The 25,168-nt window shown below is 64.4% G+C and carries 24 protein-coding genes; 11 read left to right on the top strand and 13 right to left on the bottom strand.

The genetic code is table 11. From position 1 onward, the window contains the following. Positions 1-104: 104 nt before the first annotated feature. The 11 genes from flgC to flgL all read left to right on the top strand — a co-directional run bounded on the left by flgC (position 105) and on the right by flgL (position 11,933). Entirely contained in the window at positions 105-530 is a 426-nt protein-coding gene (gene flgC, locus CUJ91_RS17235) for a flagellar basal body rod protein FlgC (RefSeq protein WP_029970946.1), read from the top strand. A gap of 10 nt (positions 531-540) precedes the next feature. Then, positions 541-1,272, top strand: a complete 732-nt coding sequence (flgD, locus tag CUJ91_RS17230) for a flagellar hook assembly protein FlgD (protein ID WP_006050921.1) — start codon at positions 541-543, stop codon at positions 1,270-1,272. 49 nt (positions 1,273-1,321) lie between these two features. Beyond that, a complete protein-coding gene (locus CUJ91_RS17225) occupies positions 1,322-2,830 on the top strand; it encodes a flagellar hook protein FlgE (protein WP_006050922.1) in 1,509 nt (502 codons plus the stop codon). A 20-nt stretch (positions 2,831-2,850) separates the two neighbouring features. Further along, complete coding sequence (gene flgF / locus CUJ91_RS17220) at positions 2,851-3,609, top strand: flagellar basal-body rod protein FlgF (RefSeq protein WP_006050923.1); 759 nt, start codon at positions 2,851-2,853, stop codon at positions 3,607-3,609. A 35-nt stretch (positions 3,610-3,644) separates the two neighbouring features. Then, positions 3,645-4,433, top strand: a complete 789-nt coding sequence (flgG, locus tag CUJ91_RS17215; RefSeq protein ID WP_006050924.1) for a flagellar basal-body rod protein FlgG — start codon at positions 3,645-3,647, stop codon at positions 4,431-4,433. A gap of 37 nt (positions 4,434-4,470) precedes the next feature. Continuing rightward, positions 4,471-5,169 (top strand): flagellar basal body L-ring protein FlgH, encoded by a 699-nt coding sequence (gene flgH / locus CUJ91_RS17210; protein ID WP_006050925.1) that lies wholly within the window; start codon positions 4,471-4,473, stop codon positions 5,167-5,169. A gap of 2 nt (positions 5,170-5,171) precedes the next feature. Further along, positions 5,172-6,353, top strand: a complete 1,182-nt coding sequence (locus CUJ91_RS17205) for a flagellar basal body P-ring protein FlgI (protein ID WP_029970942.1) — start codon at positions 5,172-5,174, stop codon at positions 6,351-6,353. Between the two features lie 12 nt (positions 6,354-6,365). Next, positions 6,366-7,370 (top strand): flagellar assembly peptidoglycan hydrolase FlgJ, encoded by a 1,005-nt coding sequence (gene flgJ, locus CUJ91_RS17200; RefSeq protein ID WP_107709963.1) that lies wholly within the window; start codon positions 6,366-6,368, stop codon positions 7,368-7,370. A gap of 371 nt (positions 7,371-7,741) precedes the next feature. Then, a complete protein-coding gene (locus CUJ91_RS17195; RefSeq protein ID WP_029970940.1) occupies positions 7,742-8,515 on the top strand; it encodes a flagellar brake protein in 774 nt (257 codons plus the stop codon). Positions 8,516-8,725: 210 nt separating this feature from the next. After that, the gene (gene flgK / locus CUJ91_RS17190; RefSeq protein WP_006050930.1) at positions 8,726-10,699 is read left to right on the top strand and encodes a flagellar hook-associated protein FlgK; all 1,974 of its coding nucleotides are present in this window, start codon (positions 8,726-8,728) and stop codon (positions 10,697-10,699) included. 10 nt (positions 10,700-10,709) lie between these two features. Next, positions 10,710-11,933, top strand: a complete 1,224-nt coding sequence (gene flgL, locus CUJ91_RS17185) for a flagellar hook-associated protein FlgL (protein ID WP_053858870.1) — start codon at positions 10,710-10,712, stop codon at positions 11,931-11,933. Positions 11,934-12,060: 127 nt separating this feature from the next. On the opposite strand, the gene fliR is transcribed toward flgL, so the two are convergent. The 13 genes from fliR to fliF form a co-directional block, all read right to left on the bottom strand. Then, positions 12,061-12,843: a flagellar biosynthetic protein FliR gene (gene fliR, locus CUJ91_RS17180; RefSeq protein WP_006050932.1), complete on the bottom strand. Its 783-nt coding sequence runs from the start codon at positions 12,841-12,843 to the stop codon at positions 12,061-12,063. Between the two features lie 40 nt (positions 12,844-12,883). Further along, on the bottom strand, positions 12,884-13,153 hold the full coding sequence (fliQ, locus tag CUJ91_RS17175) for a flagellar biosynthesis protein FliQ (RefSeq protein WP_013340831.1): 270 nt from the start codon (positions 13,151-13,153) through the stop codon (positions 12,884-12,886). Positions 13,154-13,219: 66 nt separating this feature from the next. Then, entirely contained in the window at positions 13,220-13,930 is a 711-nt protein-coding gene (gene fliP, locus CUJ91_RS17170) for a flagellar type III secretion system pore protein FliP (RefSeq protein WP_374710157.1), read from the bottom strand. Between the two features lie 143 nt (positions 13,931-14,073). Further along, positions 14,074-14,700 (bottom strand): flagellar biosynthetic protein FliO, encoded by a 627-nt coding sequence (gene fliO / locus CUJ91_RS17165; protein WP_171800251.1) that lies wholly within the window; start codon positions 14,698-14,700, stop codon positions 14,074-14,076. After that, positions 14,697-15,164, bottom strand: a complete 468-nt coding sequence (gene fliN, locus CUJ91_RS17160) for a flagellar motor switch protein FliN (RefSeq protein ID WP_006050936.1) — start codon at positions 15,162-15,164, stop codon at positions 14,697-14,699. Before fliN ends, fliO begins: the two co-directional genes overlap by 4 nt. Then, the gene (gene fliM, locus CUJ91_RS17155; RefSeq protein ID WP_006050937.1) at positions 15,157-16,155 is read right to left on the bottom strand and encodes a flagellar motor switch protein FliM; all 999 of its coding nucleotides are present in this window, start codon (positions 16,153-16,155) and stop codon (positions 15,157-15,159) included. Before fliM ends, fliN begins: the two co-directional genes overlap by 8 nt. A gap of 53 nt (positions 16,156-16,208) precedes the next feature. Next, positions 16,209-16,706, bottom strand: coding sequence for a flagellar basal body-associated protein FliL (gene fliL / locus CUJ91_RS17150; RefSeq protein WP_006050938.1), 498 nt, complete (start codon positions 16,704-16,706; stop codon positions 16,209-16,211). Between the two features lie 1,088 nt (positions 16,707-17,794). Beyond that, on the bottom strand, positions 17,795-19,318 hold the full coding sequence (locus CUJ91_RS17140) for a flagellar hook-length control protein FliK (RefSeq protein ID WP_114156555.1): 1,524 nt from the start codon (positions 19,316-19,318) through the stop codon (positions 17,795-17,797). 61 nt (positions 19,319-19,379) lie between these two features. Continuing rightward, positions 19,380-19,829 carry a flagellar export protein FliJ gene (gene fliJ / locus CUJ91_RS17135; RefSeq protein WP_006053241.1) on the bottom strand — a complete coding sequence of 150 codons (450 nt, stop codon included), beginning with the start codon at positions 19,827-19,829 and terminating at the stop codon, positions 19,380-19,382. Between the two features lie 2 nt (positions 19,830-19,831). After that, a complete protein-coding gene (fliI, locus tag CUJ91_RS17130) occupies positions 19,832-21,499 on the bottom strand; it encodes a flagellar protein export ATPase FliI (protein ID WP_114156554.1) in 1,668 nt (555 codons plus the stop codon). Further along, positions 21,493-22,176, bottom strand: a complete 684-nt coding sequence (gene fliH, locus CUJ91_RS17125) for a flagellar assembly protein FliH (protein ID WP_171800253.1) — start codon at positions 22,174-22,176, stop codon at positions 21,493-21,495. Before fliH ends, fliI begins: the two co-directional genes overlap by 7 nt. Further along, positions 22,163-23,158 carry a flagellar motor switch protein FliG gene (gene fliG, locus CUJ91_RS17120; RefSeq protein ID WP_006053244.1) on the bottom strand — a complete coding sequence of 332 codons (996 nt, stop codon included), beginning with the start codon at positions 23,156-23,158 and terminating at the stop codon, positions 22,163-22,165. The genes fliH and fliG overlap by 14 nt, the downstream gene beginning before the upstream one ends. Beyond that, positions 23,148-24,950 (bottom strand): flagellar basal-body MS-ring/collar protein FliF, encoded by a 1,803-nt coding sequence (gene fliF / locus CUJ91_RS17115; protein WP_006053245.1) that lies wholly within the window; start codon positions 24,948-24,950, stop codon positions 23,148-23,150. Before fliF ends, fliG begins: the two co-directional genes overlap by 11 nt. Positions 24,951-25,168 lie beyond the last annotated feature (218 nt).

Genomic DNA, 25,168 nt, shown 5'->3' with positions numbered 1-25,168 from the left:
GGCCGGATAACGGTCCGCACGCAAAGCAACACGCAGTACGCAAGAACAATCGCTACGGGAACTCATTTGAAGCCGGCTCTAACCGGCAGGAAAGGTCAGCAAACATGCCTTCTTTGATGAACATATTTGGTGTTGCAGGCTCCGCGATGTCGGCGCAGTCGCAACGGCTCAACGTGACGGCGTCGAACCTCGCCAACGCCGACAGCACGACCGGCCCGGACGGTCAGCCGTACAAGGCCAAGCAGGTCGTGTTCGGGGTTGCGCCGATTGGCGGCGCGCGCACGGGCTCCGGCCAGCAGGTCGGCGGCGTGCAGGTCACCGGCGTGGTCGACGACCCGACGCCGATGAAGACCGCCTACGACCCCGGCAATCCGGCGGCCAACGCAGACGGCTACGTCACGCTGCCGAACGTCGATCCGGTGCAGGAAATGGTGAACATGATTTCGGCGTCGCGCTCGTACCAGGCCAACGTCGAGACGCTGAACACCGCCAAGACCCTGATGCTGAAAACGCTCACGATCGGAACCTGAGGAGAGCCCCTTGACCACCAGCACCACCATCGGCAACAACGGCACGACCGTGTCGCAAACGCTGCTCGATACGATGAACGGCACGAACAGCGCGTCCAGCTCGAGCAGCTCGACGAGTTCGACGTCCGGCACGTCCGGCACCTCGGCGACCGATCTGCAGAACACCTTCCTGAGCCTGCTCGTCGCGCAGTTGAAGAACCAGGATCCGACCAATCCGATGGACAGCTCGCAGATGACCTCGCAGCTCGCGCAGATCAACACCGTGTCCGGCATCAGCCAGTTGAACACGACGTTGAGCTCGCTCGCGACGCAGATGTCGGCAGGCCAGCAGTCGCAAGCCGCGCTGCTGATCGGCTCGACCGTGCTCGCGCCGGGAAGCTCGGTGTCGGTCGCGAGCGGCAAGGCCGGCGCGTTCGGCGTGCAGCTCGCCAATTCGGTGAACGACCTGCAAGTCGTCGTGAAGAACTCGGCGGGCCAGATCGTCAAGACGATCGATCTCGGCAAGCAGTCCGCGGGCACGATTCCGGTTGGCTGGACGCCGACCGACTCGGCCGGCAACGCGCTGCCCGACGGCAACTACACGATCAGCGCGGTCGGCACGATCAACGGCCAGCAGGCCACGGCTACCACGCTCGCAAGCTCGACGGTGCAAAGCGTCGTCATGCAGAGCAACGGTACGCCGGGCCTCGTGCTGTCGAACGGCACGACGGTCGGGCTGACCAACGTGGCCGCCATCCTTTGATCCAGATTCAGATTCAGTCAGTTACGACTTTCCAGACACGGAGACCGTCATGGGTTACCAACAAGGTTTGAGTGGTTTGTCCGCATCGTCGAGCGATCTCGACGTGATCGGCAACAACATCGCCAACGCGAATACCGTTGGCTTCAAGAGCGGCGCGGCGCAATTCGCCGACATGTACGCGAATTCGGTGGCGACGGCCGTGGGCAACCAGATCGGCATCGGCACGAAGCTCTCGGAAGTGCAGCAGCAGTTTTCGCAAGGCACGATCACGAGCACGAACCAGGCGCTCGACGTCGCGATTAACGGCAACGGCTTCTTCCAGTTGTCGAACAACGGCTCGCTCGTGTATTCGCGCAACGGCGTGTTCCAGCTCGACAAGAACGGCTTCATCACGAACGCGCAGGGCCTGCAACTGATGGGCTATGCGGCGAACAGCACGGGCGTCATCAACACCGCGCAGACCGTGCCGCTGAGCGTGCCGACCGCGAACATCGCGCCGAAGGCGACCACCAACATTGCCGCCGGCCTGAACCTGAACGCGCAAGACCCGCTGATGCTCGGCACGCCGAGCGTCACCGCGGCCACGACGAACGCGGGCACGCTGACCACGCCTGGCGCGACGATCACCAACACGGCGTCGGGCACGAACAAGGACAACTACACCGTCACGTTCACCAGCGCGACGGCCTACACGGTGACCGACACGACGCTCGGCACCTCGACGACCGGCACCTACACGGCCGGCTCGCCGATCTCGCTCGGCAACGGCCAGACGGTCACGTTCAACGGCGTGCCCGCGACCGGCGACAGCTACGCGATCGCGCCGACGCCGGTGGCCTTCAACCAGAACAGCTCGTCGACGTATAACTACTCGACCAGCACGACGGTCTACGACACGCTCGGCGGTTCGCAGACGGTCAACATGTATTTCGCCAAGACCGCGGCCGGCACGTGGGACGTGTACGCCGGCGTGTCGACGGGCACCGCGTCGCTCGTGGGCCACGCGAACTTCAACTCGTCGGGCACGCTGCTCGGCACGACCGACGCGTCCGGCACGGCGACCACCACGCCGTACGTATTCAACTTCTCGGTGCCGACCACCGACGGCTCGGCAACGCCCCAGGCGCTGACGCTCAACATTGCCGGCACGACGCAGTATGGCGGCAAGGACGGCGTGAACTCGCTGCAGCCCGACGGCTACGCGGCCGGCACGCTGACGAGCTTTACGATCGGCGCCGACGGCACGCTGACCGGCAACTACTCGAACCAGCAGACGGCGGCGCTCGGCCAGATCGTGCTCGCCAACTTCTCGAACCAGAACGGTCTCGTGAACCTCGGCAACAACGAATTCCAGCAGACGTCGCAATCGGGCGTCGCGCAGATTTCGGCGCCGGGTTCGACCAATCACGGCGTGCTGCAAGGCGGCGCGGTCGAGAACTCGAACGTGGATCTGACGAGCGAGCTGGTGGACCTGATCACCGCGCAACGCAACTATCAGGCGAACGCGCAGACGATCAAGACGCAGCAGACCGTCGACCAGACGCTCATCAACCTGTAAGCGAGCAGGACGGACCCATCATGGATCGGCTGATCTACACCGCGATGTCGGGCAGCACACAAGCGCTCGAACAGCAGGCCATCGTTGCGAACAATCTGGCGAACGCGTCGACCACCGGTTTTCGCGCGCAGCTGGCGACTTTTCGCGCCGTGCCGATGTCGTTCGGCGACGGCAGTTCGATCAACGACAACACCACGCGTACCTTCGTGCTGTCGTCGACGCCGGGCGCGGACTACACGCCCGGCCCGATCCAGCAGACGGGCAATCCACTCGACGTCGCCATCGAAGGGCCGGGTTGGCTCGCCGTGCAAACCGCCGACGGCAACGAGGCCTACACGCGCGCCGGCAATCTTCACGTCGACCAGAACGGCCAGCTCGTGAACGCCACGAATCAGGTGGTGCTCGGCAACGGCGGGCCGATCTCGGTGCCGCCGGGCGCGCAGATCACCATCGGCCACGACGGCACCGTGACCGCGCTCACGCCCGGCGATCCGCCGACCGCCGTGGTGACGATCGATCAGCTCAAGCTGGTCAATCCCGATCCGCAAACGCTGACGCGCGGCGACGACGGCCTGTTTCGCACCGCCGACGGCAATCCCGCCGACGCCGATCCGGCCGTGGCGGTCGCCCCGGCATCGCTTGAAGGAAGCAACGTGAATCCGGTTAGCGCGATGGTCTCGATGATCACCAACGCGCGCCAGTTCCAGATGCAGACCAAGCTGCTGGAAAGCGCCGACAAGAACGATCAGTCGGCTAACCAGTTGCTGAGCTTTAGCTAACGGGCCGCTCACGCGCCCCTGGAGAGAGAAAGAATATGAATCGCTCACTTTACATCGCCGCTACCGGCATGAATGCGCAACAGTCGCAGATGGACGTGATCTCGAACAACCTCGCGAACGTCAGCACCAACGGCTTCAAGGGCTCGCGCGCGGTGTTCGAGGATCTGCTGTATCAGACCGTCCGCCAGCCTGGCGCGAACTCGACGCAGAACACCGAACTGCCGTCCGGCATCCAGCTCGGCACGGGTGTGCAGCAGGTCGCCACCGAGCGTCTGTACACGCAGGGCAATCTGCAGCAAACGGGCAACTCGAAAGACGTCGCCATCAACGGCCAGGGCTTTTTCCAGGTGCAGATGCCCGACGGCACCACGGCCTATACGCGCGACGGCTCGTTTCAGACCAACGCGCAAGGCCAGCTCGTCACGTCGAGCGGCTACCAGGTGATCCCGGCGATCACGGTGCCGACCAACGCGACGTCGCTCACCATCGGCAGCGACGGCGTGGTGTCGATCACGGTTGCGGGCTCGACCAACAGCCAGCAGCTCGGCTCGATGCAGATCGCGACCTTCATCAACCCGGCCGGTCTCGACGCCAAGGGTGAAAACCTGTTCGCGGAAACGGCATCGTCGGGTGCGCCGAACGTCGCGCAGCCTGGCCTGAACGGCGCGGGCACGCTGAATCAGGGCTACGTGGAAGCATCGAACGTGAACGTGGTGCAGGAACTGGTGAACATGATCCAGACGCAGCGCGCTTACGAAATCAACAGCAAGGCCGTGACGACGTCCGACCAGATGTTGCAGACGCTTAGCCAGATGCAGATTTAACGCGGTAGCCAGCAGGAATTAACAGGCGGTAATCAAGATGTCGTACTTCACTCGTAATCCGGTTCGTTCGCGCATGGCCGCGGCGCTCGTGCAGCTCACGCTGCTCGCCGCGCTCGGCGGTTGCGGCCTCGTGCCGAAGCAGCCGATCACGCAGCAACCGATGACGGCCATGCCGCCGATGCCGCCGCAAGCGCAGTCGCCCGGCTCGATCTACAACCCGGGTTACGCGGGCCGGCCGTTGTTCGAAGACCAGCGGCCGCGCAATGTCGGCGACATCCTGACGATCGTGATTCAGGAAAACGTCAACGCGACGAAGTCTTCCGGCGCGGGCGTGAACCGCAACGGCACGACGAGCTTCGACGTGCCGACGGCGGGCTTCCTCGGCGGCCTGTTCGGCAAGGCGAACCTGAGCGCGAGCGGCGCCAACAAGTTCACCTCGACAGGCGGCGCTAACGCGTCGAACACGTTCAACGGCACGATCACCGTGACGGTGACCGGTGTGCTGCCGAACGGCAACCTGATGGTCAGCGGCGAAAAGCAGATGCTGATCAACCAGGGCAACGAGTTTGTGCGCTTCTCGGGCGTCGTCAATCCGAACACGATCTCGAATCTGAACGCCGTGTACTCCACGCAGGTGGCCGACGCCAAAATCGAATACTCCGCGAAGGGCTATGTCGACGAAGCGGAGAACATGGGCTGGCTGCAACGCTTCTTCCTTAACGTGTCGCCGTGGTGATCATGGGTACTGTTTCATTCCGCTTCTCAGCGCTTGCCGGCAGGATCGGCCGGACGCTCGCCTTCGTCGCGCTCGCGTGTGCGGCGCTGCCGGCGGCGACGCCCGCTCATGCGGAGCGTCTGAAAGACCTCGTGCAGATCCAGGGCGTGCGCGACAATCCGCTGATCGGCTACGGCCTCGTCGTCGGTCTCGACGGCACGGGCGACCAGACCACGCAAACGCCGTTCACGACGCAGACGCTCGCCAACATGCTGGCGAACCTCGGCATCTCGATCAACAACCAGGCGGCCGGTTCGAGCAACCAGCAATCGTCGCTGTCGAACATCCAGTTGAAGAACGTCGCCGCGGTGATGGTGACGGCGGTGCTGCCGCCGTTCGCGCGTCCGGGCGAACAGATCGACATCACGGTGTCGTCGCTCGGCAATGCGAAGAGCCTGCGCGGCGGCACGCTTTTGCTCACGCCGCTCAAGGGTGCCGACGGCCAGGTGTACGCGCTCGGCCAGGGCAACCTCGCGGTCGGCGGCGCGGGCGCAAGCGCGAACGGCAGCAAGGTGCAGGTCAATACGCTGGCGGCGGGCCGCATTGCGGGTGGCGCGATCGTCGAACGCGCGGTGCCGACCTCGGTATCGCAAGCGGGCACGATGCAGCTCGACCTGAACGAAATGGACTACGACACCACGCAGCGTGTCGTGGCCGCGGTGAACAACGCATTCGGCGGCGGCACGGCGACGGCGCTCGACGGCCGCACGATTCAACTGCGCGCGCCGAGCGATCCCGAGCAGCAGGTCGCCTTCATGGCGCAGTTGCAGAACCTTGATGTGAAACCGGCGCAAGCAGCCGCGAAGGTGATTCTCAACGCGCGCACCGGCTCCATCGTGATGAACCAGATGGTCACGCTGCAGAGCTGCGCGGTCGCGCACGGCAATCTGTCGGTCGTGATCAACACGCAGCCGGTGGTGAGCCAGCCCGGCGCATTCTCGAACGGCCAGACGGTCGTCGCGAAGCAGTCGCAGATTCAGATGAAGCAGGACAACGGCGCACTCAAGATGGTGACGGCCGGCGCGAACCTCGCCGAAGTCGTGAAGGGGCTCAACGCATTGGGTGCGACGCCCGCGGATCTCATGTCGATCCTGCAGGCGATGAAAGCGGCGGGCGCTCTGCGCGCCGACCTGGAAATCATCTAAGGAAGACAGCAGATGAATTCGGATACGACCAATTCCGCCGCGGCGGCGAACGATCTCAGCCAGCGCTTCGCGCTCGACGTGCAGGGTTTCGCGAAGCTGAGCGCGCAGGCGAAAGCATCGCCGCAAGCCGGCATGAAAGTGGCCGCGCAGCAGTTCGACGCGGTCTTCACGCAGATGATGCTCAAGAGCATGCGGGATGCGACGCCGCAGGACGGCCCGTTCGACTCGCACGACACGGCCACCTTCACGTCGATGATGGACCAGCAGTTGTCGCAGCATCTGTCGCAGAAGGGAATCGGCGTGGCCGACGCGATGCTCAAGCAGTTGATGCGCAACCAGGGCATGCAGGTAAGCGGCGCCAATGGAGCCAATGGCGCAGGCGGCCTTGCCGGCATGGCCAACGCGCTCGGCGGCGGCAGCGGCGGCGACGAAGGCCAGACCGCGGCGCTCAACGCGCTCGCCAAGGCATACGGCAATGCGCAGGCGAACGGTCAGCTCGCGATGGGCAAGGGCTACTCGGCCAACAGCGCGCTCACGCCGCCGTTAAAGGGCGACGGCAGCTCGCCGAAGGTCGACGCTTTCGTCGACAAGCTCGCGGGTCCGGCGCAGGCGGCAAGTGCCGCGACCGGCATTCCGGCGCGCTTCATCATCGGCCAGGCCGCACTCGAATCCGGCTGGGGCAAGAGCGAGATCAAGAAGGCGGACGGCACGACGAGCCACAACGTGTTCGGCATCAAGGCGACGAAGGACTGGACCGGCAAGACGGTTTCCACGCTCACCACCGAGTATGTGCACGGCAAGCCGCAGCGCGTGGTCGAGAAATTCCGCGCGTATGACTCGTATCAGGAAGCCATGACCGATTACGCGAGCCTGCTCAAGGGTAATCCGCGTTACGCGCAGGTCATCAATTCCGCGCATGACGTAAAGGGTTTTGCCAACGGCATGCAGCGCGCCGGTTATGCCACCGATCCGCATTACGCGAAAAAACTGATGTCGATTATGGACAAGATGGGTTGAAGAGAGCATGCGACGGGGCCACGCGCGTGACAAGACGGAAGAGGCCGGCTCCGGACGGCAGCCGGTCTACCCGCGAAACCGGGTGTGAAAACCGGCGCGGCCAATAAATGTGGTTAAAAAACGGCCGACGATTTACCGACGCGTTATCGGCGAGTTACCCGAGCTTTAACGTTTGCGCGAAGCGATTCTAAATAATTCATTGGGCGCCCCTAAATTTTAGCGGGATACTGCCGCTAATCCGTTAGAGCCCATACCGGAAGCGTCAATGTCCGGTTGAATGCGCGTGCCGCGGTCCGCATGAAAAAGACCGCCCGAAAGCCCCGGCAGGAGCTCTGGCACGTGCCCGCAAGAACATGCATACCGGCAAGCCCATGGAAACCAATCAGTCGAACGGCCAAACCGACACGCAGATGCAGCCGCACGTTCCGTTAGACGACAGCGCCCACGATTTCGGCCGTCGTAATCCGCTGGAAATCGGCGTTCAATTGCGCAATCTCGTCAATCGGGGCGACTTCCTCACCGTGCAATACGCGGGCGGCCAACTGGTCACGCGCCTGCTCGACGTCGATGTGCGCGGGCGCACCTTCACGTTCGACTGGGGCGCGTTGTCGGATCAGAACCGCGGCCTGCTCGCCGCCGCGAGCTGCCAGTTTCACGCGGCGCCCGAGGGCGTGCGCATGGAGTTCGGCACAGGCACGCCGCGCGAAACGCGTTTCGAAGGACTGCCCGCATTCGAAGCCGACTTTCCGGAAGTGCTGTTCTATGTGCAACGCCGCGAGTATTTCCGCGTCGACGCACCGATTCTCGATCCGTATGTATGCACCGGCCGTCTGCCGGAAGGCGATTCGTTCCGCTTCGAAGTGCACGACCTGTCGCTCGGCGGCGTCGGCATGCGCACCGCCGACGAACGTGTGGCGGAATTGCCCATGGGCACGCGTCTGGACGACTGCGAACTGGTGCTCGGCTCATTGGGGCGTCTGTCGCTCGATCTGCAGCTCGTGTCGCATCGGTCGCTCGCGCTGCCTAACGGCACGCAGCGTTACCAGCTCGGCTTCCGTTTTCTGACGCTGCCGGGCAGCGCGGAAAACACGCTGCAGCGTCTCATCACGCAACTCGAAATGAAGCGCCGCTCGCTCGTTCGCTAACGAACGGGCGGGAGCAGAGGCGAAGCAGAAGCGAAGCGCACGGGGTGTATGCAGGCCCGCGCCGCATCGGCCTCGCAAACGTTGCATCAACGTTGAATCAAAGTCTCACAAGCGTCGTGAATGGCCTCAATTTTCCGTCGCAAAAGCCGTTAAACAGTCTGTTCAAGTAACGCGGCGGCATGTGTACGGTGTCGCCCTTCAGGATGACGCATGTCCAATCTCATCAATCTCGGCCTCAGTGGACTGAACGCAGCCCAGTGGGGACTCACGACGACCGGCCAGAACATCAGCAACGCGTCGACGCCGGGCTACACCATTGAAACGCCGGTCTTCGCGGAAACGGGCGGCCAGTACACGGGTTCGGGCTTCCTGCCGCAGGGCGTCTCGACCGTCACCGTCACGCGTCAATACAGCCAGTATCTGACGACGCAGCTCAACAACGCGCAGTCGTCCAGCAGCTCTCTGGCCACCTACAACTCGTTGATCTCGCAACTGAACAATCTGGTCGGCAGCCCGACTGCCGGCCTTGCCAGTGCGATCACGGGTTATTTCACGGGCATGCAGAACGTCTCGAACAATGCTTCGAGCCTCGCCACGCGCCAGACGGCGATGAGCGGCGCGCAAACGCTCGCGAACCAGATTAACGCCGCCGGCCAGCAATACGATGCGCTGCGCGAAAGCGTCAACACGCAGTTGAGCAACACGGTTTCGCAGATCAATAGCTACACGCAGCAGATCGCGCAATTGAACGGCCAGATTTCCGCTGCGAGCACGCAAGGCCAGCCGCCGAACCAGTTGCTGGATCAGCGCGACCTCGCCGTGTCGAATCTGTCGCAACTGATCGGCGTGCAGGTCGTCAACAGCAACGGCAGCTACGGCGTGTTCATGAGCAACGGCCAGCCGCTCGTGTCGGGCGGCAACAGCTTCAACCTGGGCACCGCGCCTTCGACGGGCGATTCGAGCGAACTGTCCGTGCAGTACCTCGGCCAGGCGGGCGCGAATCCGGCCGCGGCGCCGCAAATTCTGCCGGACAGCAAGATTGACGGCGGCACGCTCGGCGGTCTCCTCGCGTTCCGCAGCCAGACGCTCGATCCGGCGGAAGCGCAACTCGGCGCGATCGCCGTCAGCTTTGCGTCGCAGGTCAACGCGCAGAACGCGCTCGGCATTACGCTCGCGGGCGTGCAGGGCGGCGCGCTGTTCTCCGTCGGCGGCCCGACCGTCTATGCGAACACGCAGAACACCGGCAATGCGTCGCTCAACGTGTCGTTCGCGAACCCCGCGCAGCCGACCACCGGCGACTACACGCTCGCTTACAACGGCACCGGCTACACGCTGACCGACAATTCGACGGGCACCGTGGTCGGCTCCGCGGCGAACCTGAGCCAGCCGATCAACGGCCTGAACTTTTCGACCACCGGCACGATGAATCCCGGCGATTCGTTCACGGTCGAACCGACCCGCGGCGCGTTGAACAGCTTCGCGACCGTGACCACGGACGGCTCCGCAATCGCAGCCGCATCGCCGGTTCTGGGCTCGGCCGCGTCGACCAACACCGGCACCGGCGCGATCTCGCAAGGCACGGTCACGGCCGGCTACACGATGCCGAGTTCGACCACCACGCTCACCTACAACGGCACGGGCCTCACCGGCTTCCCGGTCGGCTCGACGGTGACGGTTGCCGGTTCACCGGCAACAACCTATCCGATCACGAGCGCGACGACCGTCGTGCCGTATTCGTCGGCGACCGGCGCGAGTCTCACGATCAACAACACGACGGCCGGCCAGATGGACAAGGTCTCGGTGACGATCAGCGGCGTGCCTTCTGCCGGCGACAAGTTCACCATCGGCCCGAACAGCGGTGCGAACAACGACGGCCGCAACGCGCTTGCGCTGTCGAACCTGTCCACGGCGAAATCGATGAACGGCGGCACGGTCACGCTGACGGGCGCGTATGCAAACTACGTCAACGACATCGGCAACCAGACGAACCAGATTCAGACTTCGAGCACGGCGCAGGCTTCGCTCGTGACGCAAATCACCACCGCGCAGCAGTCGGTGTCGGGCGTCAATATCAACGAGGAAGCAGCCAATCTGCTTCAGTATCAGCAGCTCTATCAGGCGAACAGCAAAGTCATTCAGACCGCGCAGACCCTGTTCCAGACGCTGCTCGGCATCTTCCAGTGAGGCGTTGAACATGCGCATCTCCAGCACGCAGTACTTCACTATGAACGTCGCGACGATGAGCGATCAGCAAGCTCAGTTGTCGCAGCTTTACGCGCAGATCTCGAGCGGCGTGAGCCTTTCCACGCCGTCGGACAATCCGCTCGGCGCGGCGCAGGCCGTGCAATTGAGCTCGACGGCGACCACCCTCGCGCAGTACACGAGCAACCAGAACACGGCGCTCGCATCGCTGCAACTCGAATCGACGACGCTCGGCAGCGTGACCGACGTGCTGCAAAAAGTCCACACGCTCGTGCTGAACGCCGGCGACGGTGCGCTGAACAACGGCGACCGCGGCTCCATCGCAACGGAACTGCAAAGCTTGCGCAGCCAGTTGATGACGCTCGCCAACGCAACCGATCCGCAGGGCAACTACCTGTTCGCCGGTTATCAAAGCAGCGCGCAGCCGTACAACACGAATTCGGCCGGCGTGGTCACCTATTCGGGCGACACCGGCATCCCGGCCGTGCAGATCACCGACTCGCACCTCGTGCAGACCTCGGACAACGGCACTTCGATCTTCAGCAGCGTCGCGCCCATCGGCACGAGTTCGGTTCCGGCGGGGGCCGCGGCTAACACGGGCACGGGCGTCATCGGCACGGTGAGCCTCAATAACCCGACCGATCCGACGAACAACAACACGTACTCGATCAACTTTTCGTCGTCGACGACTTACACCGTCAGCCAGACCGATCCGGCGACCGGCGCGGTCACGACGAGCGGCCCGCAAGCCTTCACCGCAGGCTCGGCGATCACGCTCGGCGGCCAGTCGGTGACGATCAGCGGCGCGCCGAATGCGGGCGACAGCTTCTCCGTCACGCCGGCCACGCAAGGCAGCATGGACGTGTTCGCGAACCTGAGCCAGTTGATCAGCACGCTGCAATCGCCGATCTCGGGCGGTGCGTCGACGGCGAGCTACCAGAGCGCGCTCGTCACCAGCATGACGCAGCTCGAGAACACGATCAACAACGTCGTGACCGCGACGGCGACCGTGGGCGGACGCTCGCAGGAAGTGCAGGCGCTGCAGAAGGTGACGCAAAACAATACGCTGCAAACGGCGAGCAACCTGTCGGATCTGACGCAGACGGACATGATCAAGACCGTCGGCAAATACACGCTGGCGCAGAACGCGTTGCAAGCGGCACAGCAGGCGTTCGTGAAGATTCAGAACTTGTCGTTGTTCCAGTACCTGAACTGATCGCGCGGGCGGCGAGCCGCTCAAATGAAGAAGGGCGGAACCGGTGTGAGCCGGTTCCGCCCTTTCTGTTTTTCGCGCGTTGTTTTGACGTGCCGCTTTTGACGTTCGTTGCCGCAAAAACGCCGGCTTATCGGAAACCCAGCGCGACGCGTCCCATCTGGTCGATGCCCACCGTGAAGAGGCGCGCAAAGAACGGAATCATGTTCGGGGTCATCAGTTGCAGAAGCAGCATACCGATCAGCATGGTGAGCGGAAAGCCGATCTGGAATACACCGATTTGCGGCGCCGCGCGGTTCAGGATGCCGAGCGCGAGGTTGGTGATGAGGAGCGCCGCGACCACCGGCAACGACAGCAGAAGCCCCGCCGAGAAAATCGTGCTGCCGAAGTTGGCGAGCGTGCGCCAGCCAGGCGAGCCAAGAATATTCGCCGACACGGGCAGCGTATTGAAAGTAGCCAGCAGCGCGCTGATCATCTGCAGATGACCGTCGATCACGAGGAACACCAGCATCGCGATCGTGTACATGTAGGTCGACAGCACCTGGCTCGAACTGCTCGCTTGCGCATCGAAGAAGGTGGCGAAGCCGAGCCCCATGCCGAGGCCGACGAAGTCGCCCGTTGCGCTGATCGCCTGAAACACGATCTGCATCGTCATGCCGAGCGCGATGCCGATCAGGAACTGGTTGACGATGATCCACACGCCCTCGGCGGAAAACACCGTGACTTGCGGCAACGCGCCGAGCGTCGGCGCGACGATGATCGTGACGAAAGCCGCCAGGCCGATCTTCACGCGCAGCGGCAGCGAGCGGTTGCCGAGCACCGGCGCGGTTGCGACCAGCGCGAGAATGCGCACGAACGGCCACAGAAACGCGGTGAGCCAGGCGTTCAGTTGCGCGTAGGTGACGGAAAACATGGCGGCGTCGTAGCTCGATGCAGGAAGGACAACGCGGCGCTCAGTTGACGAGCGTCGGAATGTTGGTGAGAGTCTGGCGCAGATAGTCGAGCATCGTGGTGAGCATCCACGGACCGGCGATCACCATCGTGACCGCGATCGCGAGCAGTTTCGGAATGAACGACAGCGTCGATTCATTGATCTGCGTGGCGGCCTGGAACAGGCTCACCACGAGACCGACCACCAACGCGACGAGCAGAAGCGGCGCGGCAAGCAGCAGGCCGACATACATGGCCTGGTGCGCAAGTGTCATGACGGATTCTGAATTCATGGCGATTCAACCGGAAGCATCGACAACGTAAGGGACGTGAACAACAACAACGCGAGCGCGCGTTGTTTAAACAAAACTTTGCGCGAGCGAGCCGAGCAGCAATTGCCAGCCGTCGACGAGCACGAACAGCATCAGCTTGAACGGCAGCGAAATCGTCGCGGGCGACACCATCATCATGCCCATCGACATCAGCACGCTCGCCACCACCATGTCGATGATGAGAAACGGAATGAAGATCGTGAAGCCGATCTGGAAACCGGTCTTCAGTTCGCTCGTGACAAACGACGGCACCAGCAGCGACAGCGGCACATCTTCGGGACCTTGCATCGGCGCCGCGTGCGAGATGCGTGCGAACAGTGCGAGATCGCTTTCGCGCGTCTGACGCAGCATGAACGTCTTGAACGGCGCGAGGCCGCGGCTCACGGCCGTTTCCATCGGCACGGTGCCTTCGGAGAAGGGCTTGTAGCCGTCGGTATAAGCCTTGTCGAGCACCGGCGACATCACGAACAGCGTGAGAAAGAGCGCGAGGCCGACCAGCACCTGGTTAGGCGGCGTGGTTGTCGTGCCGAGCGCCTGGCGCAGCAGCGATAACACGATGATGATGCGCGTGAAACTCGTCATCATCAGCACCATCGCGGGCAGGAACGACAGCATCGTGAGCAGCAGCATCGTCTGCACGCTCAGCGAATACGTGGTGCCGCCGTTCGGACCAGGACTTGTGTTGAAGGCCGGCAAGCCGGCGGTTTGCGCGAACGAAAGCGTCGGCAGCGCGAGCATTATCGTGGGCAAAACCACGGGCAACGCGACGGGTGCTGCGACGCGCAAGCCGCGAACTGCTGCGCGGGCGGCGCGGGAGGTCATCGACGTGTGCGAATTGCGCGAGGATGGCGCGCTCTGCGCCGATTGAAGACTGAACTGCATTACCGAACCCCGTTGCCTTGCCCGTTGAAACGTTTGCTCACTTCGCCTTTCAAGGCGTCGCGAAAGCGCTGGCCGAAGCTGCCAGACAATGTGGTGCCGCTCGCGCCCGTGCTGCCGGTGCTGCCTGTTCCGCCCGGCGTGCCCGCTTGCGCGTTGCCGACCGTATCGATCGCGACCGAGCCGGCCGGCATCGTATGAAGCAGACGCACGTTGCCCGGCGCCGCGCCGAGTACGAGCCACGTATCGCCGATCTCGACGACCGCGACGCGCTCCTTGCCGCCGAGCGATGCGCCGCCGACCGTTTTCACGAGACCGCTGCGGCTGCCCGGCTGCAAGCCGAAGCGGCGTGCGAGCCACGCGCAGCCGAACACCAGACCGATCACGACCACGAGGCCGACGATCGTTTGCAATACCGCGCCGACGCCGAGCGCCGGAACCGCAGTGCCCGCGCCGACCGTCGACGCCATCTTCGCTGCGTTGTTGACCGCGTTCATGTCGGCCGCGTGCGCGGCGAGCGGAGCGCAGAGCGCGCCGAAGCAGGCCGTTGCCGACAGCACCGCGCGCATTGCCAGGCTGGATACGCGACGCGACACAGGCAACACGGCGCAAACGACTGCCGGTTTCATCGATTCAACTTCCGGATACGTTCTGACGGCGTGATGATGTCGGTCAGGCGAATACCGAACTTGTCGTTCACCACCACGACTTCACCTTGCGCGATCAGGCAGCCGTTGACGAGCACGTCCATCGGCTCGCCGGCCATGCCGTCCAGTTCCACGACCGAACCTTGCGCGAGTTGCAGCAGGTTGCGGATCGCGAGCTTGGTGCGGCCGAGTTCGACGGTCATCTGGACGGGAATATCCAGAATCATGTCGATGTCGTTGCGCGTCGTGGTCGGCGCCACTTTCGACAGCGGCTGGAACACGCCGGCCGTGGTCGCGCTGATTTCGCTAGTGTTGTCGTTCTGCTCGGCGAGCGCGCTTGCCCAGTCGGCGAGCGCCGCTTCGTCCTCGGCGCTCGCCGCGTCGGCGGCAACCTGCGCCGCGGCGGCGCTCAGCGCTTCCTCGGGCTTTGCGTTCAGATCACTCATATCCACCTTCCTTCATCGTGTCGGCTGCGCTGATCATCTTCTGCACGCGCAACGCGTATTGACCATTGAAAATTCCGTAGCCGCATTCCATCACCGGCACACCGTCGACTTTCGCCGTGATGTGCTCGGGGATGTTGATCGGCAGAACATCGCCTTTGCGCATGTTCAGGATCTGTTCGAACGTGATCGGCACCTGCGCGAGGTCGGCGGTCAGTTCGACTTCCGCCGCCTGCACCTGCTGCGACAGCACGCGGACCCAGCGGCGGTCGACTTCGAGCGCCTCGCCCTGGATCGGCGACGACAGGATGTCGCGGATCGGTTCGATCATCGAGTACGGCATGCAGATGTGCAGCGTGCCGCCCGTCGTGCCGAACTCGATCGAGAACTGCGTGACGATGACGATTTCGTTCGGCGTCGCGACGTTCGCGAACTGCGTGTGCATTTCCGAGCGCATGTATTCGAACTGCAGCGGACGCACGCTTTTCCACGACGCCGCGTAGTGTTCGAACGTCAGGTTGAGCAGCTTCATGATGATGCGCTGCTCGGTCTGCGTGAAATCGCGGCCTTCCACTCGAGTGTGGAAACGCCCGTCGCCGCCGAACAGATTGTCGACCACGAAGAACACCAGGTTCGGGTCGAACACGAACAGCGACGTGCCGCGCAACGGCTTGATGTGGACCAGGTTCAGGTTGGTCGGGATCGGCAGGTTGCGGGTGAACTCGCTGTACTTCTGCACCTTCACCGGACCGACGGAGATTTCCGCCGAACGCCGCATGAAGTTGAAGATGCCGACGCGCAAGAGTCGCGCGAAGCGGTCGTTAATGATTTCGAGGCCGGGCATCCGGCCGCGGACGATCCGTTCCTGCGTCGCGATGTTGTAGGGACGTACGCCTACACGCTCGCTTTGCTCGGCTTCAGAGTCGGACTCGCCGGTTACGCCTTTGAGGAGGGCATCGACCTCCTCCTGGGACATGAACTCTTCGTGGCCCATTCCTTATTCCTCGTGCATACCGTGACGTTGGATGATGGCAGTGCGCAAGCGCGTCACTGCACGACGAATTCGGTGAACAGCACGTCCTGGACGTGGATCGGCGCCGCGCCCTTGTCGGTCGGCTGCTCGATCAGCGTGCGCAGTTCGGTGGCGAGCGCGTGCTTGCCTTCGAGCGGCGCCAGTTCATCGGGATGATGGTTCGACAGCGCGAGCAGGATGCGGCTGCGGATTTCCGGCATGTGCTCGGTGAGCTCCGGCGTCGTCTTCGGATCGGTGAGCTTGAGCGTGAGGCCGATGCGCAGGAAGTGCTGCTGGCCGTCGTCCGACTGGAGATTGACCGTCATCGATTCGAGCGGGAAAAACGTGGGTGCCGGAGCGGGCGCCGGCGCGGCTGCCGTGGCGGCGGCCGGAGCGCGCTTCGACATGAAGAACCACACGCCTGCGCCGGTCGCGCCCGCGGCGACGACAGCGATGAGGGCGATCAGGATGATGCGTTTCATGGGGCCCGGGGAAGCGGGCGCGACTTGCTGATTTGCGGGAGTGGTAGCCATGAGTTTTGCTGTGCTTGCCGTTAGTGCTGGTGATAGTGATTGTTGTTGATTTGCCTGCGGCGCGATGGGTCGAACAGAAGGGTTAATGCGGGCTATCTCTGGTTTTTGGGCCCTGCGGGCCGGCTTTGGTTTTTTGTTGGTCTGGATGGGGGTTGGGGGTTTTTTGTTAACCCCTTTGGCCTTTCCTTGATTTCATGGTGGTCTATTGGTGTTGCCCCTGTGCGGGGCGGCACTCACTTTCTTTGCCGCCGCAAAGAAAGTAAGCAAAGAAAGCGGGCTCACACCGCCAGCTTGTAGGTGACTCCTCCGGTTCGGAGCGGGCAGTGGCGCGTCTTACATCCGTGCCCTCGCGCATTCGGCGCTCGTGACAAGGCCGTCATGCTTCCCGCCTCGCACTGCGTGCTCGCCGGAAGGGTTCGCTTATACCGCCCGCTTGCGTTTTTGCGCGGTGAGGGCCATCGGCTTCGCCTCGGCGACGCGCCGTCGGGGGGTGATCGTTTTGCCCTGGCCGAAACCTTAAGTGCCTGCGTTCCAATCGAGCATTTGGCGAGGCGGCGGTGGAACGCAGAAACGCGTGAGATGCCGCGATGGTTCGCGGCGCGGGAAACCGCAGAACCCTCGCGACGACTCGCGGCCCGCGACACGGCCGAACGCGCGATGGTTTTGGGAACGACCGCTGCGGCGCGCGAAGCGTCGCCGGAAGAATGACTGCCTTGTCACTAACGTCGAATGCGCGAGGACACGGATGTAAGGCGCACCACTGCCCACTCCGAACCGGAGGAGCCATCTACAAGCTGGCGGTGTGAGCCCGCTTTCTTTGCTTACTTTCTTTGCGGCGGCAAAGAAAGTGAGTGCCGCCCCGCACAGGGGCAACGCCAATAGACCACAGCGAAATCAAGGAAAGGCCAAAGAAAGCCAGTGCGACCCACTTATAACCCACCGGTGTGAGCCCGCTTTCTTTGCTTACTTTCTTCGCGGCGGCAAAGAAAGTGAGTGCCGCCCCGCACAGGGGCAACGCGAAATAGACCACCGCGAAATCAAGGAAAGGCCAAAGGGGTAAAAAACAGCGCCCCCGGCAAAGCAAAAGCTCAAGCAAACGTATCCACAAGCCCAACACTACGCCGCCCACCGGCATCACCAGCAGCCACAACCACCCCGGCCCCGGCGGCCCCAGCCTCACCCCCAAAACCCCGCGCGGAGCGCCCCCCGCCAGAACTGGCACTTTGCTGCTGCTGCCCACCCTGCCGCCCAAACCCATCACTGACACTCGCGCTGCCGAGCCCAATCCCATTCGCCTCCATAGCCTCGCGCAGCTTCGGCAAAGCGGCCTCAACCGCCTCCCGCACCTGCTGATGCTGCGAAACAAACAACGCATGCGCATGGTTATCGGCGACCTGCAATACAACCTGCAAAGGCCCAAGATCCTTCGGATTCAACGTCAGCTCGGCGCTCTGCGAATGCGCATTCGACAGGAACACCACCTTCTGGCTCAACGCCTCCTCCCAGTCGGTCGTGCCGACCTGCGGTCCCAATGCATTCGCCGCGGCCGCCGCGCTCGCGGTGCCCGTCGTTTGCACGGCCGCCGTCGTGCTTGCGGCGCTCGCGGCCGCCTGGCTCGCGGCCAGCGCGGCCGTCGCCGCGTCGGCGGCATTCTTGAACGATGCCAGGTCGTCTGTCTGCGCGCCTGCCGCTCCCGTCGATGTCAACGCGCCCGCCGCAGCCGCCGATGCCGCCGCCGTCGGATCGGCGACGGTCGTACCGTTCGCCGCCGTCCCCAATGCGCCGCGCGCCCCGGCCGAGCCCTTGCCGCCGCCGGACGACCCGGCTTCCAGCGTCTTGCTCGTCGTGTCGTTCAGCGAAGCGTTCGCGCTCGCCAGACCGTTCGCCGCCGCGGCGGCTGCCGCGCCGCTCGCGAGAGCCTGCGACGGAGCCACAGCCTGGCCGTTCGCCAGCGCCGCGAGCGCGGCCTGCAACGAGTCCTGCAGCGATTTCGGATCGGTCGGCGCCTTCTTGCCGGGCGTGCCGGCAGGCGCGGTGTCGGTGGCCGCGCCGGTTGCGGTCGGGTCCGCGTTCGTCGATGCCGCCAGATTGACGCCGGCCGGATCGGCGGCGCTCGCGTCGGCCTGGGCTTGCGCCTGCGCCTGAGCGGCAGCGGCAGCGGCTGCGGCGCCCGCATCGTTTGCGCTCGCGGCATTGGCCGGCTTCGGCGGCGTGTCGCCGTTCTTGTCCGTCGATGCCTGCTGCGGCTTGTCCGCCGACGCCGCGGACGATGCCGCGTCGGTCGCGCTGCTGTCCTTGCTGTCGCTCTTTGCGTCGTCGGCGCTCTTCGTCGTGGAATCGTCCGGCGGCGGCGCGTCGTGCACGCTCGAGCCCTGCGAGATGTCCGCGGAAGAGGGCTGCGGCACGGTGGCCTTCACGCTTGCAGCGCTATGTGCGGCCGCACTTGCAGCCGCACTTGAAGCCGCACTGTTCTGCAAATCAATGTTCTGCTGCAGCGTTTGCGAAAACGGCTTCGCGCTAGCAGCGGCAAGCGCCGCCGCATTGCTGGGCTTACTGGTGGAGCCGCTGCCGGTCGAGCCGAGCAGCGAGCCGATCTGTGAAAGAAACGACATAAGTGTCCTGTCAATCCGTCAAAGGGTACGGTGTCGAGTCAGTGTCGAGGCGGCGCGGGCGTCAGGCGCCTTCCGCGCGCATCCTCAGGATTCGTGCCGCGTGTTCGTCGGCGTCGCGCTGATCGCGCCGCGCCACGACCTTCGCCTCGGCGGCTTCGCCGCGCGCCTGCAGCACTTCGTACGAGCCGAGCTTCTGCTTCTGACGCTGCCAGTCGGGCTTGGCTGCCTCGACTCGCGCGTTCGCGGTCACGAGCAGGTTGCGCTGCTGCTCGATGGCCGCGTCGAGTGTGTCGATGAACGCCTGGAAATTGCGCATGTTGCCGGCGGGCATCCCCGCTTGCGCGGTCGCCGTGAAACGCGCGTGGTATTCGTCGCGGTACTGCACGAGGGCGTTCAGCTGCGCCTCGACGTCGTTGCGCTCGCGCTGCGCGCGGCCAAGACGTTGAGCGGCGGCGTCGACATCGTCCTGCGCGAGGCCAATCAGCGTCTTGATCGGAAAGTGTTTCGCCATCGTCAGGCTCCTTGGGCAAACAGCGCGTCCAGCATCTCGATACTCGGTTCGAAGTTCGCGCACTCGCGAAAGCCCTGTTGCAGGAAGGCTTCCATCCGCGGATACAGCGCGATCGCGCGGTCGAGCAGCGCGTCGCGCCCGCTCGAATAAGCGCCGACGTTGATCAGATCGCGGTTGCGCTGATAGCGCGACAGCATCTGCTTGAACATACGCGTTTTGTCCAGATGGTTATCGTCGATCAGCGCGGTCATTGCCCGGCTAATCGACGCTTCGATGTCGATCGCCGGATAGTGGCCGGCTTCCGCGAGCGAGCGCGACAGCACGATATGGCCGTCGAGAATCGCGCGCGCGGAATCGGCGATCGGGTCCTGCTGGTCGTCGCCTTCGGTCAGCACGGTATAGAACGCGGTGATCGAGCCGCCGCCCGCCGGCCCGTTGCCGGTTCGTTCGACGAGCGCCGGCAGCTTCGCGAACACCGAAGGCGGATAGCCCTTGGTGGCGGGCGGCTCGCCCACGGCGAGCGCGATCTCGCGCTGCGCCATTGCGTAACGGGTCAGCGAATCCATCAGCAGCAGCACATGCTTGCCTTGGTCGCGGAAATATTCGGCGAGCGACGTCGAATACGCGGCGGCCTGCATCCGCAGGAGCGGCGAAACGTCCGCAGGCGCGGCGATCACGACGGAGCGCGCGAGACCTTCCTCGCCGAGAATCTGTTCGATGAATTCCTTCACTTCGCGGCCGCGTTCGCCGATCAGGCCGATCACGATCACTTCGGCGCTGGTATAGCGCGCCATCGTGCCGAGCAGCACCGATTTACCGACGCCCGAACCCGCGAAGAGGCCCATGCGCTGCCCGCGTCCGACGGTCAGCAGCGCATTGATCGCGCGCACGCCGACGTCGAGCACTTTATGGATCGGCTCACGATTCAACGGATTGATCACCGGCGCGGACAGCGGCGCATCGGCGTGCGCGCCGAGCGGGCCGAGTCCGTCGAGCGGACGGCCGGACGCATCGAGCACGCGGCCGAGCAATTCCCAGCCGACCGGCAGACGCTTCGCGCCCGCCATCGGATCGGCAATCGGCGCGCTCTCCAGCGGATAGACACGCGCGCCGGGCAGCAGGCCGATCACTTCGGTGGTCGGCATCAGAAAGAGTTTGTCGCCGGAGAAGCCGACCACTTCGGCTTCGGCCATCGGCAGCGAACTGCCGAGTGGCAGTTCGATCATCACTTCGGCGCCCACCGAGAGGCGCAGCCCGACTGCTTCAAGCACGAGACCCGCGGCGCGCGTGAGGCGCCCGCATGCGCGCATCGGCTTGGCGATCGCGTTGCGCGCGCGCAGCGCGTCGAGCCGACCGCGCCACGCTTGCATGTGCGGATTGCTGTCGAGCGCGGGATCGTAGGGCGCGGCAGCCGTTGCTTTCGAGGCGGCGCGCGCGAGACCTGCTGCATCCGGTGCCGACTCGCGGCTCGCGGCCGCGCCCCTCAGCGGATGCGCGTGATTGGCAGCAGCCGCGTCTTCAGTCGCTTGAGGGAACACCGCGGCGTCAGGAGCGGCGTCCGCAAACGACGTTTCGGCAAGCGCCTCCGCACCGAACGACGCCAGCGCCAGCTCGCGTTCGAGCGGCGTCAGGTCGCTTGCGCGGATTTCCTCGAGCGTCGGCTTCACCATGTACTCACTTTGCCGAGCGCCGCGGCGACGCGTTCCCAGCGTGTATCGATGCCGGCATCGACTTCGCCGCTCGCGGCCTGCGCGCGGCAGCCGCCGCGCTCCACGGCGGGGTCGGTGCGCACGGTCCAGCCGCGCGTTTGCAATTCTTCCATCAGATACGCTTCGACCACGGGCAGATCGGCGGGACTCACGATCAGCGCGGGTGCGCCCGTCAACGCCGGTTCGGCGGCGAGCACTTCGCGCGCGGCGGCGATCAGCGCGGTCGGGTCATGCTGCACATGCTGGCGCACCACCTGTTGCGCGATGTCGAGCGCGAGCGAGACGAGCGTCTCCGAGATCGCGCCTTGTGCGCCGTCGAGCGCGGCCTTGAACGTTTCGGCGAGTGCGGCAAGCCGCGCCGCTTCCTCGCGTGCTTCGCTTCGGCCTTGCTCGAAACCCTGCGCGTGGCCTTGCTCGTAACCCGCCTGGTAGCCGAGCGCCTGACCGGCCACGTGGCCAGAGGCGATGCCCTGCGCGTGCGCGGCTTCGCGCAGGCGCTCGAGTTCGGCTTCGAACGCGGCTTCGTCGGCCTCGGAATTCGGCGGCGCGGGCGGCACCGGATCGAACGAGGCCATCTCCCAGCGCTGGTAGGCCGAGAGGGTCGCCTTCGCCGCGGAGTTGCGATTAGACATATGCATCTTCCGCCTTGCCGCCAATCACAATCTGACCGCTTTCCGCCAGATTGCGCACGATTTGCAGGATGCGGCGCTGTTGCGTCTCGACTTCGGAGACACGGACCGGGCCGCGCGCGTCGAGGTCTTCGGCGAGCAGTTCGGCTGCGCGCTGCGACATGTTCGACAGGAACTTCTGACGCAGCGCGGGCGCCGCGCCCTTCAGCGAGATGATCAGCGCTTCGGACTCGACTTCCTTCAGCAGCAACTGGATCGCGCGGTCTTCCAGGTCGAGCAGGTTCTCGAACACGAACATCTGATCAACGATCTTCTGCGCGAGTTCCGCGTCGTACTGGCGGACGTTCTCGATGACGCCTTCCTCGTGATTGCTCGACATGAAGTTGAGGATTTCCGCCGCCGTGCGAATGCCGCCCATCGGGCTGCGCTTGAGGTTGTCGCTGCCCGACAGCAGGTGCGTGAGCACATCGTCGAGTTCGCGCAGCGCGGCCGGCTGAATGCCGTCGAGCGTCGCGATTCGCAACAGCACGTCGTTACGCAGACGCTCCGTGAAGCACGCGACGATTTCCGAAGCCTGATCGCGGTCCAGGTGAACGAGGATTGTCGCGATGATCTGCGGATGCTCGTTCTTGATCAGCTCCGCGACCGCCGGCGAATCCATCCACTTCAGGCCCTCGATACCGCTGGTATCGCTGCCTTGCAGAATGCGGTCGATGATCGCGCCGGCCTTGTCGTCGCCGAGCGCCTTCGTCAGCACCGAACGGATGTACTCGTTCGAGTCGAGCGACATGCCGGTGTGCTTCTCCGCCTCGCGCACGAACTCGTGCAGCACGACGTCGATCTCCTCGCGGGTCACGGCCTTCATGGCGGCCATCGCGACGCCGATCTTCTGGACTTCGCGCGGTCCGAGAAACTTGAATACCTGCGCGGCTTCTTCTTCGCCGATCGACATCAGCAGAAGCGCGCTCTTCATTACGCCTTCAGCGCTCATCGGTCACCCAATTCTTGACGACAGTTGCAACGATCTTCGGATCCTGGCGCGCGATGCTGCGTGCGAACTCCAGGTTCCTCTCATATTTGTGTTTCGCGTTTTCCAGCGCCTGCAGCTCTGCGTCGCCGTTGTCCATTTCGAGCGCGGCGTTGCCGGCCCGCTCGGCGGCCGGAATGCCGTCGAGCAGGATCGGCTCGTCCGGCGACGGCAGCGCTGCGGCGACGACCGGCTCCGGCGGCGGGAACGCGCGGCGCAGCGCCGGCTTCACCATCACGAAGTACAGGAACAGGGCCACTGCGCCGATGCCAAGATACGTCGCGATCTGCTTGTACAGCGCCAGCATGTCCGGCGTGCGCCACCACGGCAGGTCGGCGTTCGGGTCGAGCGCGGTGGTGAACGGGCTGTTGACCACGTTGACCGAGTCGCCGCGCTGCGCGTCGAAGCCCATCGCGTCCTTCACGAGCTGGTTCACTTGCGCGAGCTTGTCGGCGGTGACCGGCTGCATCGTCGCGTGACCCTTGGCGTCGACCACGCGCAGATAGTTGACCACCACCGCCACCGACAGACGCTTGATGCCGCCCATCGGCTGCTCGAGGTGACGCACGGTCTTGTCGAGCTCGTAGTTGGTCGTCATGTCCTTGCGGTCGCTGACCGGCGTCGTCGTCACACCGCCGCTTGCGCCGGCGGGCGCATTGATCGGCGCGGATGCCGGCTGCGGCGGCTGGTTCGACAGCGCGCCCGGCACGCCCGAGGCGCCGCCTTGCGACATTTCGGTTGCGGTGCTCGATTGCTGGCTGCGAATCGCGGCCTGTTGCGGATTGCCGTTCGGGCCGTAGTTTTCCGAAGTCTGTTCGCTGCGCGAGAAGTCGATGTCGGCGCTCACCTGCGAATGCGCATTACCGGAGCCGAACAGCGGCGCGAGGATCGCGTCGATGCGCTGCTGCGTGCTGCGCTCGATCTGCTGGCGATACTTCAGTTGCGACGCGTCGAGCCCGCCGCCCACCGACGGCTGCGTCAGCAGATTGCCGTCCTGGTCGAGAATGGTCACGCCCTTGACCGGCATTTCCGGCACCGCCGACGACACCATATGCGTGATCGCAAGCACCTGACCTTCGTCGAGCGCGCGGCCCGGATACAGATTGACGAGCACCGACGCCGATGGCGCTTCCTTGTCGCGCACGAACACGGATGGCTTCGGAATCGCCAGATGCACGCGGGCCGACTTCACCGACGAAACCGATTCGATCGTGCGTTCCAGCTCGCCTTCGAGCGCGCGCTGATAGTTGATCTGCTCGGCGAACTGGCTGATGCCGAACTTCTGGTTGTCCATCAGTTCGAACCCGACCGAGCCGCTCTTCGGCAATCCCTGCGATGCAAGGCGCAGGCGCATCTCATGCACCTGCTCGGACGGCACGAGGATCGCGCCGCCGGCCTCGGAGAACTTGTACGGAATGTTCGCCTGCTGGAGCGCCGTGATGATGGCGCCGCCGTCGCGGTCGGACAGGTTGCTGTAGAGCACCTTGTAGTCCGGCGCGCGCGACCAGAGGAACAGGCCCGCCACGATGGCGACGAGCAGCGCGACCGCGAAGATGAGCGGCGCGCGCGGGTTGCCGCGCATCTGCGCGAGACCGGACAGGCGCTGACCAAAATTGCCGCCGAGGCCGCCACCGAGGCCGCCCAGGTCTGCATTGCCGCTGGGCTGGCCGGCGCCCGCCGCCGCCGCGCCGGGCTGCGCGCCGGCGAGGCCCATGCGGGCGTCGGGGTTGATCAAAGAGTTGGCTGACGAATCCATGCGTCGGGTTTCTCCGGGATGCCTTTGCGTTCTGCCGCTATGTCGCGCCGAGAGCCGGCGGGAGTATGGACAGAGACTTTCACGACTGAAATTATCCGCACGGCAGACGCGCCCGATTGCTTGAATAGAGCCGGGTTTCCCCCCTAGTTTCGGGGCTTTCCCGTAAAGCCCGCTGCTATGCTTTCGTCCAGATCGGTACGGTTTGGTCGTGCCGCTCG

It is taken from the genome of Paraburkholderia graminis, from assembly GCF_003330785.1.
Taxonomy (GTDB): Bacteria; Pseudomonadota; Gammaproteobacteria; order Burkholderiales; family Burkholderiaceae; genus Paraburkholderia; species Paraburkholderia graminis.
The sequence above is the reverse complement of the archived record's forward strand: the minus strand, read 5'-3'. Positions and strand labels throughout refer to the sequence as shown.

Excerpts from the sequence above, each read along its gene's own strand:
- flgL (WP_053858870.1), top strand. The coding sequence starts at position 10,710 with ATGCGCATCTCCAGCACGCAGTACTTCACTATGAACGTCGCGACGATG.
- flgJ (WP_107709963.1), top strand. The coding sequence starts at position 6,366 with ATGAATTCGGATACGACCAATTCCGCCGCGGCGGCGAACGATCTCAGC.
- fliL (WP_006050938.1), bottom strand. The coding sequence starts at position 16,706 with ATGGCTACCACTCCCGCAAATCAGCAAGTCGCGCCCGCTTCCCCGGGC.
- fliI (WP_114156554.1), bottom strand. The coding sequence starts at position 21,499 with ATGGTGAAGCCGACGCTCGAGGAAATCCGCGCAAGCGACCTGACGCCG.
- flgF (WP_006050923.1), top strand. The coding sequence starts at position 2,851 with ATGGATCGGCTGATCTACACCGCGATGTCGGGCAGCACACAAGCGCTC.
- flgG (WP_006050924.1), top strand. The coding sequence starts at position 3,645 with ATGAATCGCTCACTTTACATCGCCGCTACCGGCATGAATGCGCAACAG.
- fliM (WP_006050937.1), bottom strand. The coding sequence starts at position 16,155 with ATGGGCCACGAAGAGTTCATGTCCCAGGAGGAGGTCGATGCCCTCCTC.
- fliO (WP_171800251.1), bottom strand. The coding sequence starts at position 14,700 with ATGAAACCGGCAGTCGTTTGCGCCGTGTTGCCTGTGTCGCGTCGCGTA.
- fliJ (WP_006053241.1), bottom strand. The coding sequence starts at position 19,829 with ATGGCGAAACACTTTCCGATCAAGACGCTGATTGGCCTCGCGCAGGAC.
- CUJ91_RS17225 (WP_006050922.1), top strand. The coding sequence starts at position 1,322 with ATGGGTTACCAACAAGGTTTGAGTGGTTTGTCCGCATCGTCGAGCGAT.
- CUJ91_RS17205 (WP_029970942.1), top strand. The coding sequence starts at position 5,172 with ATGGGTACTGTTTCATTCCGCTTCTCAGCGCTTGCCGGCAGGATCGGC.
- fliP (WP_374710157.1), bottom strand. The coding sequence starts at position 13,930 with ATGCTCGCGCTGCCGACGCTTTCGTTCGCGCAAACCGCCGGCTTGCCG.
- fliN (WP_006050936.1), bottom strand. The coding sequence starts at position 15,164 with ATGAGTGATCTGAACGCAAAGCCCGAGGAAGCGCTGAGCGCCGCCGCG.
- CUJ91_RS17140 (WP_114156555.1), bottom strand. The coding sequence starts at position 19,318 with ATGTCGTTTCTTTCACAGATCGGCTCGCTGCTCGGCTCGACCGGCAGC.
- fliR (WP_006050932.1), bottom strand. The coding sequence starts at position 12,843 with ATGTTTTCCGTCACCTACGCGCAACTGAACGCCTGGCTCACCGCGTTT.
- fliH (WP_171800253.1), bottom strand. The coding sequence starts at position 22,176 with ATGCATATGTCTAATCGCAACTCCGCGGCGAAGGCGACCCTCTCGGCC.
- fliQ (WP_013340831.1), bottom strand. The coding sequence starts at position 13,153 with ATGAATTCAGAATCCGTCATGACACTTGCGCACCAGGCCATGTATGTC.
- fliG (WP_006053244.1), bottom strand. The coding sequence starts at position 23,158 with ATGAGCGCTGAAGGCGTAATGAAGAGCGCGCTTCTGCTGATGTCGATC.
- flgH (WP_006050925.1), top strand. The coding sequence starts at position 4,471 with ATGTCGTACTTCACTCGTAATCCGGTTCGTTCGCGCATGGCCGCGGCG.
- flgC (WP_029970946.1), top strand. The coding sequence starts at position 105 with ATGCCTTCTTTGATGAACATATTTGGTGTTGCAGGCTCCGCGATGTCG.
- fliF (WP_006053245.1), bottom strand. The coding sequence starts at position 24,950 with ATGGATTCGTCAGCCAACTCTTTGATCAACCCCGACGCCCGCATGGGC.
- flgK (WP_006050930.1), top strand. The coding sequence starts at position 8,726 with ATGTCCAATCTCATCAATCTCGGCCTCAGTGGACTGAACGCAGCCCAG.
- CUJ91_RS17195 (WP_029970940.1), top strand. The coding sequence starts at position 7,742 with ATGGAAACCAATCAGTCGAACGGCCAAACCGACACGCAGATGCAGCCG.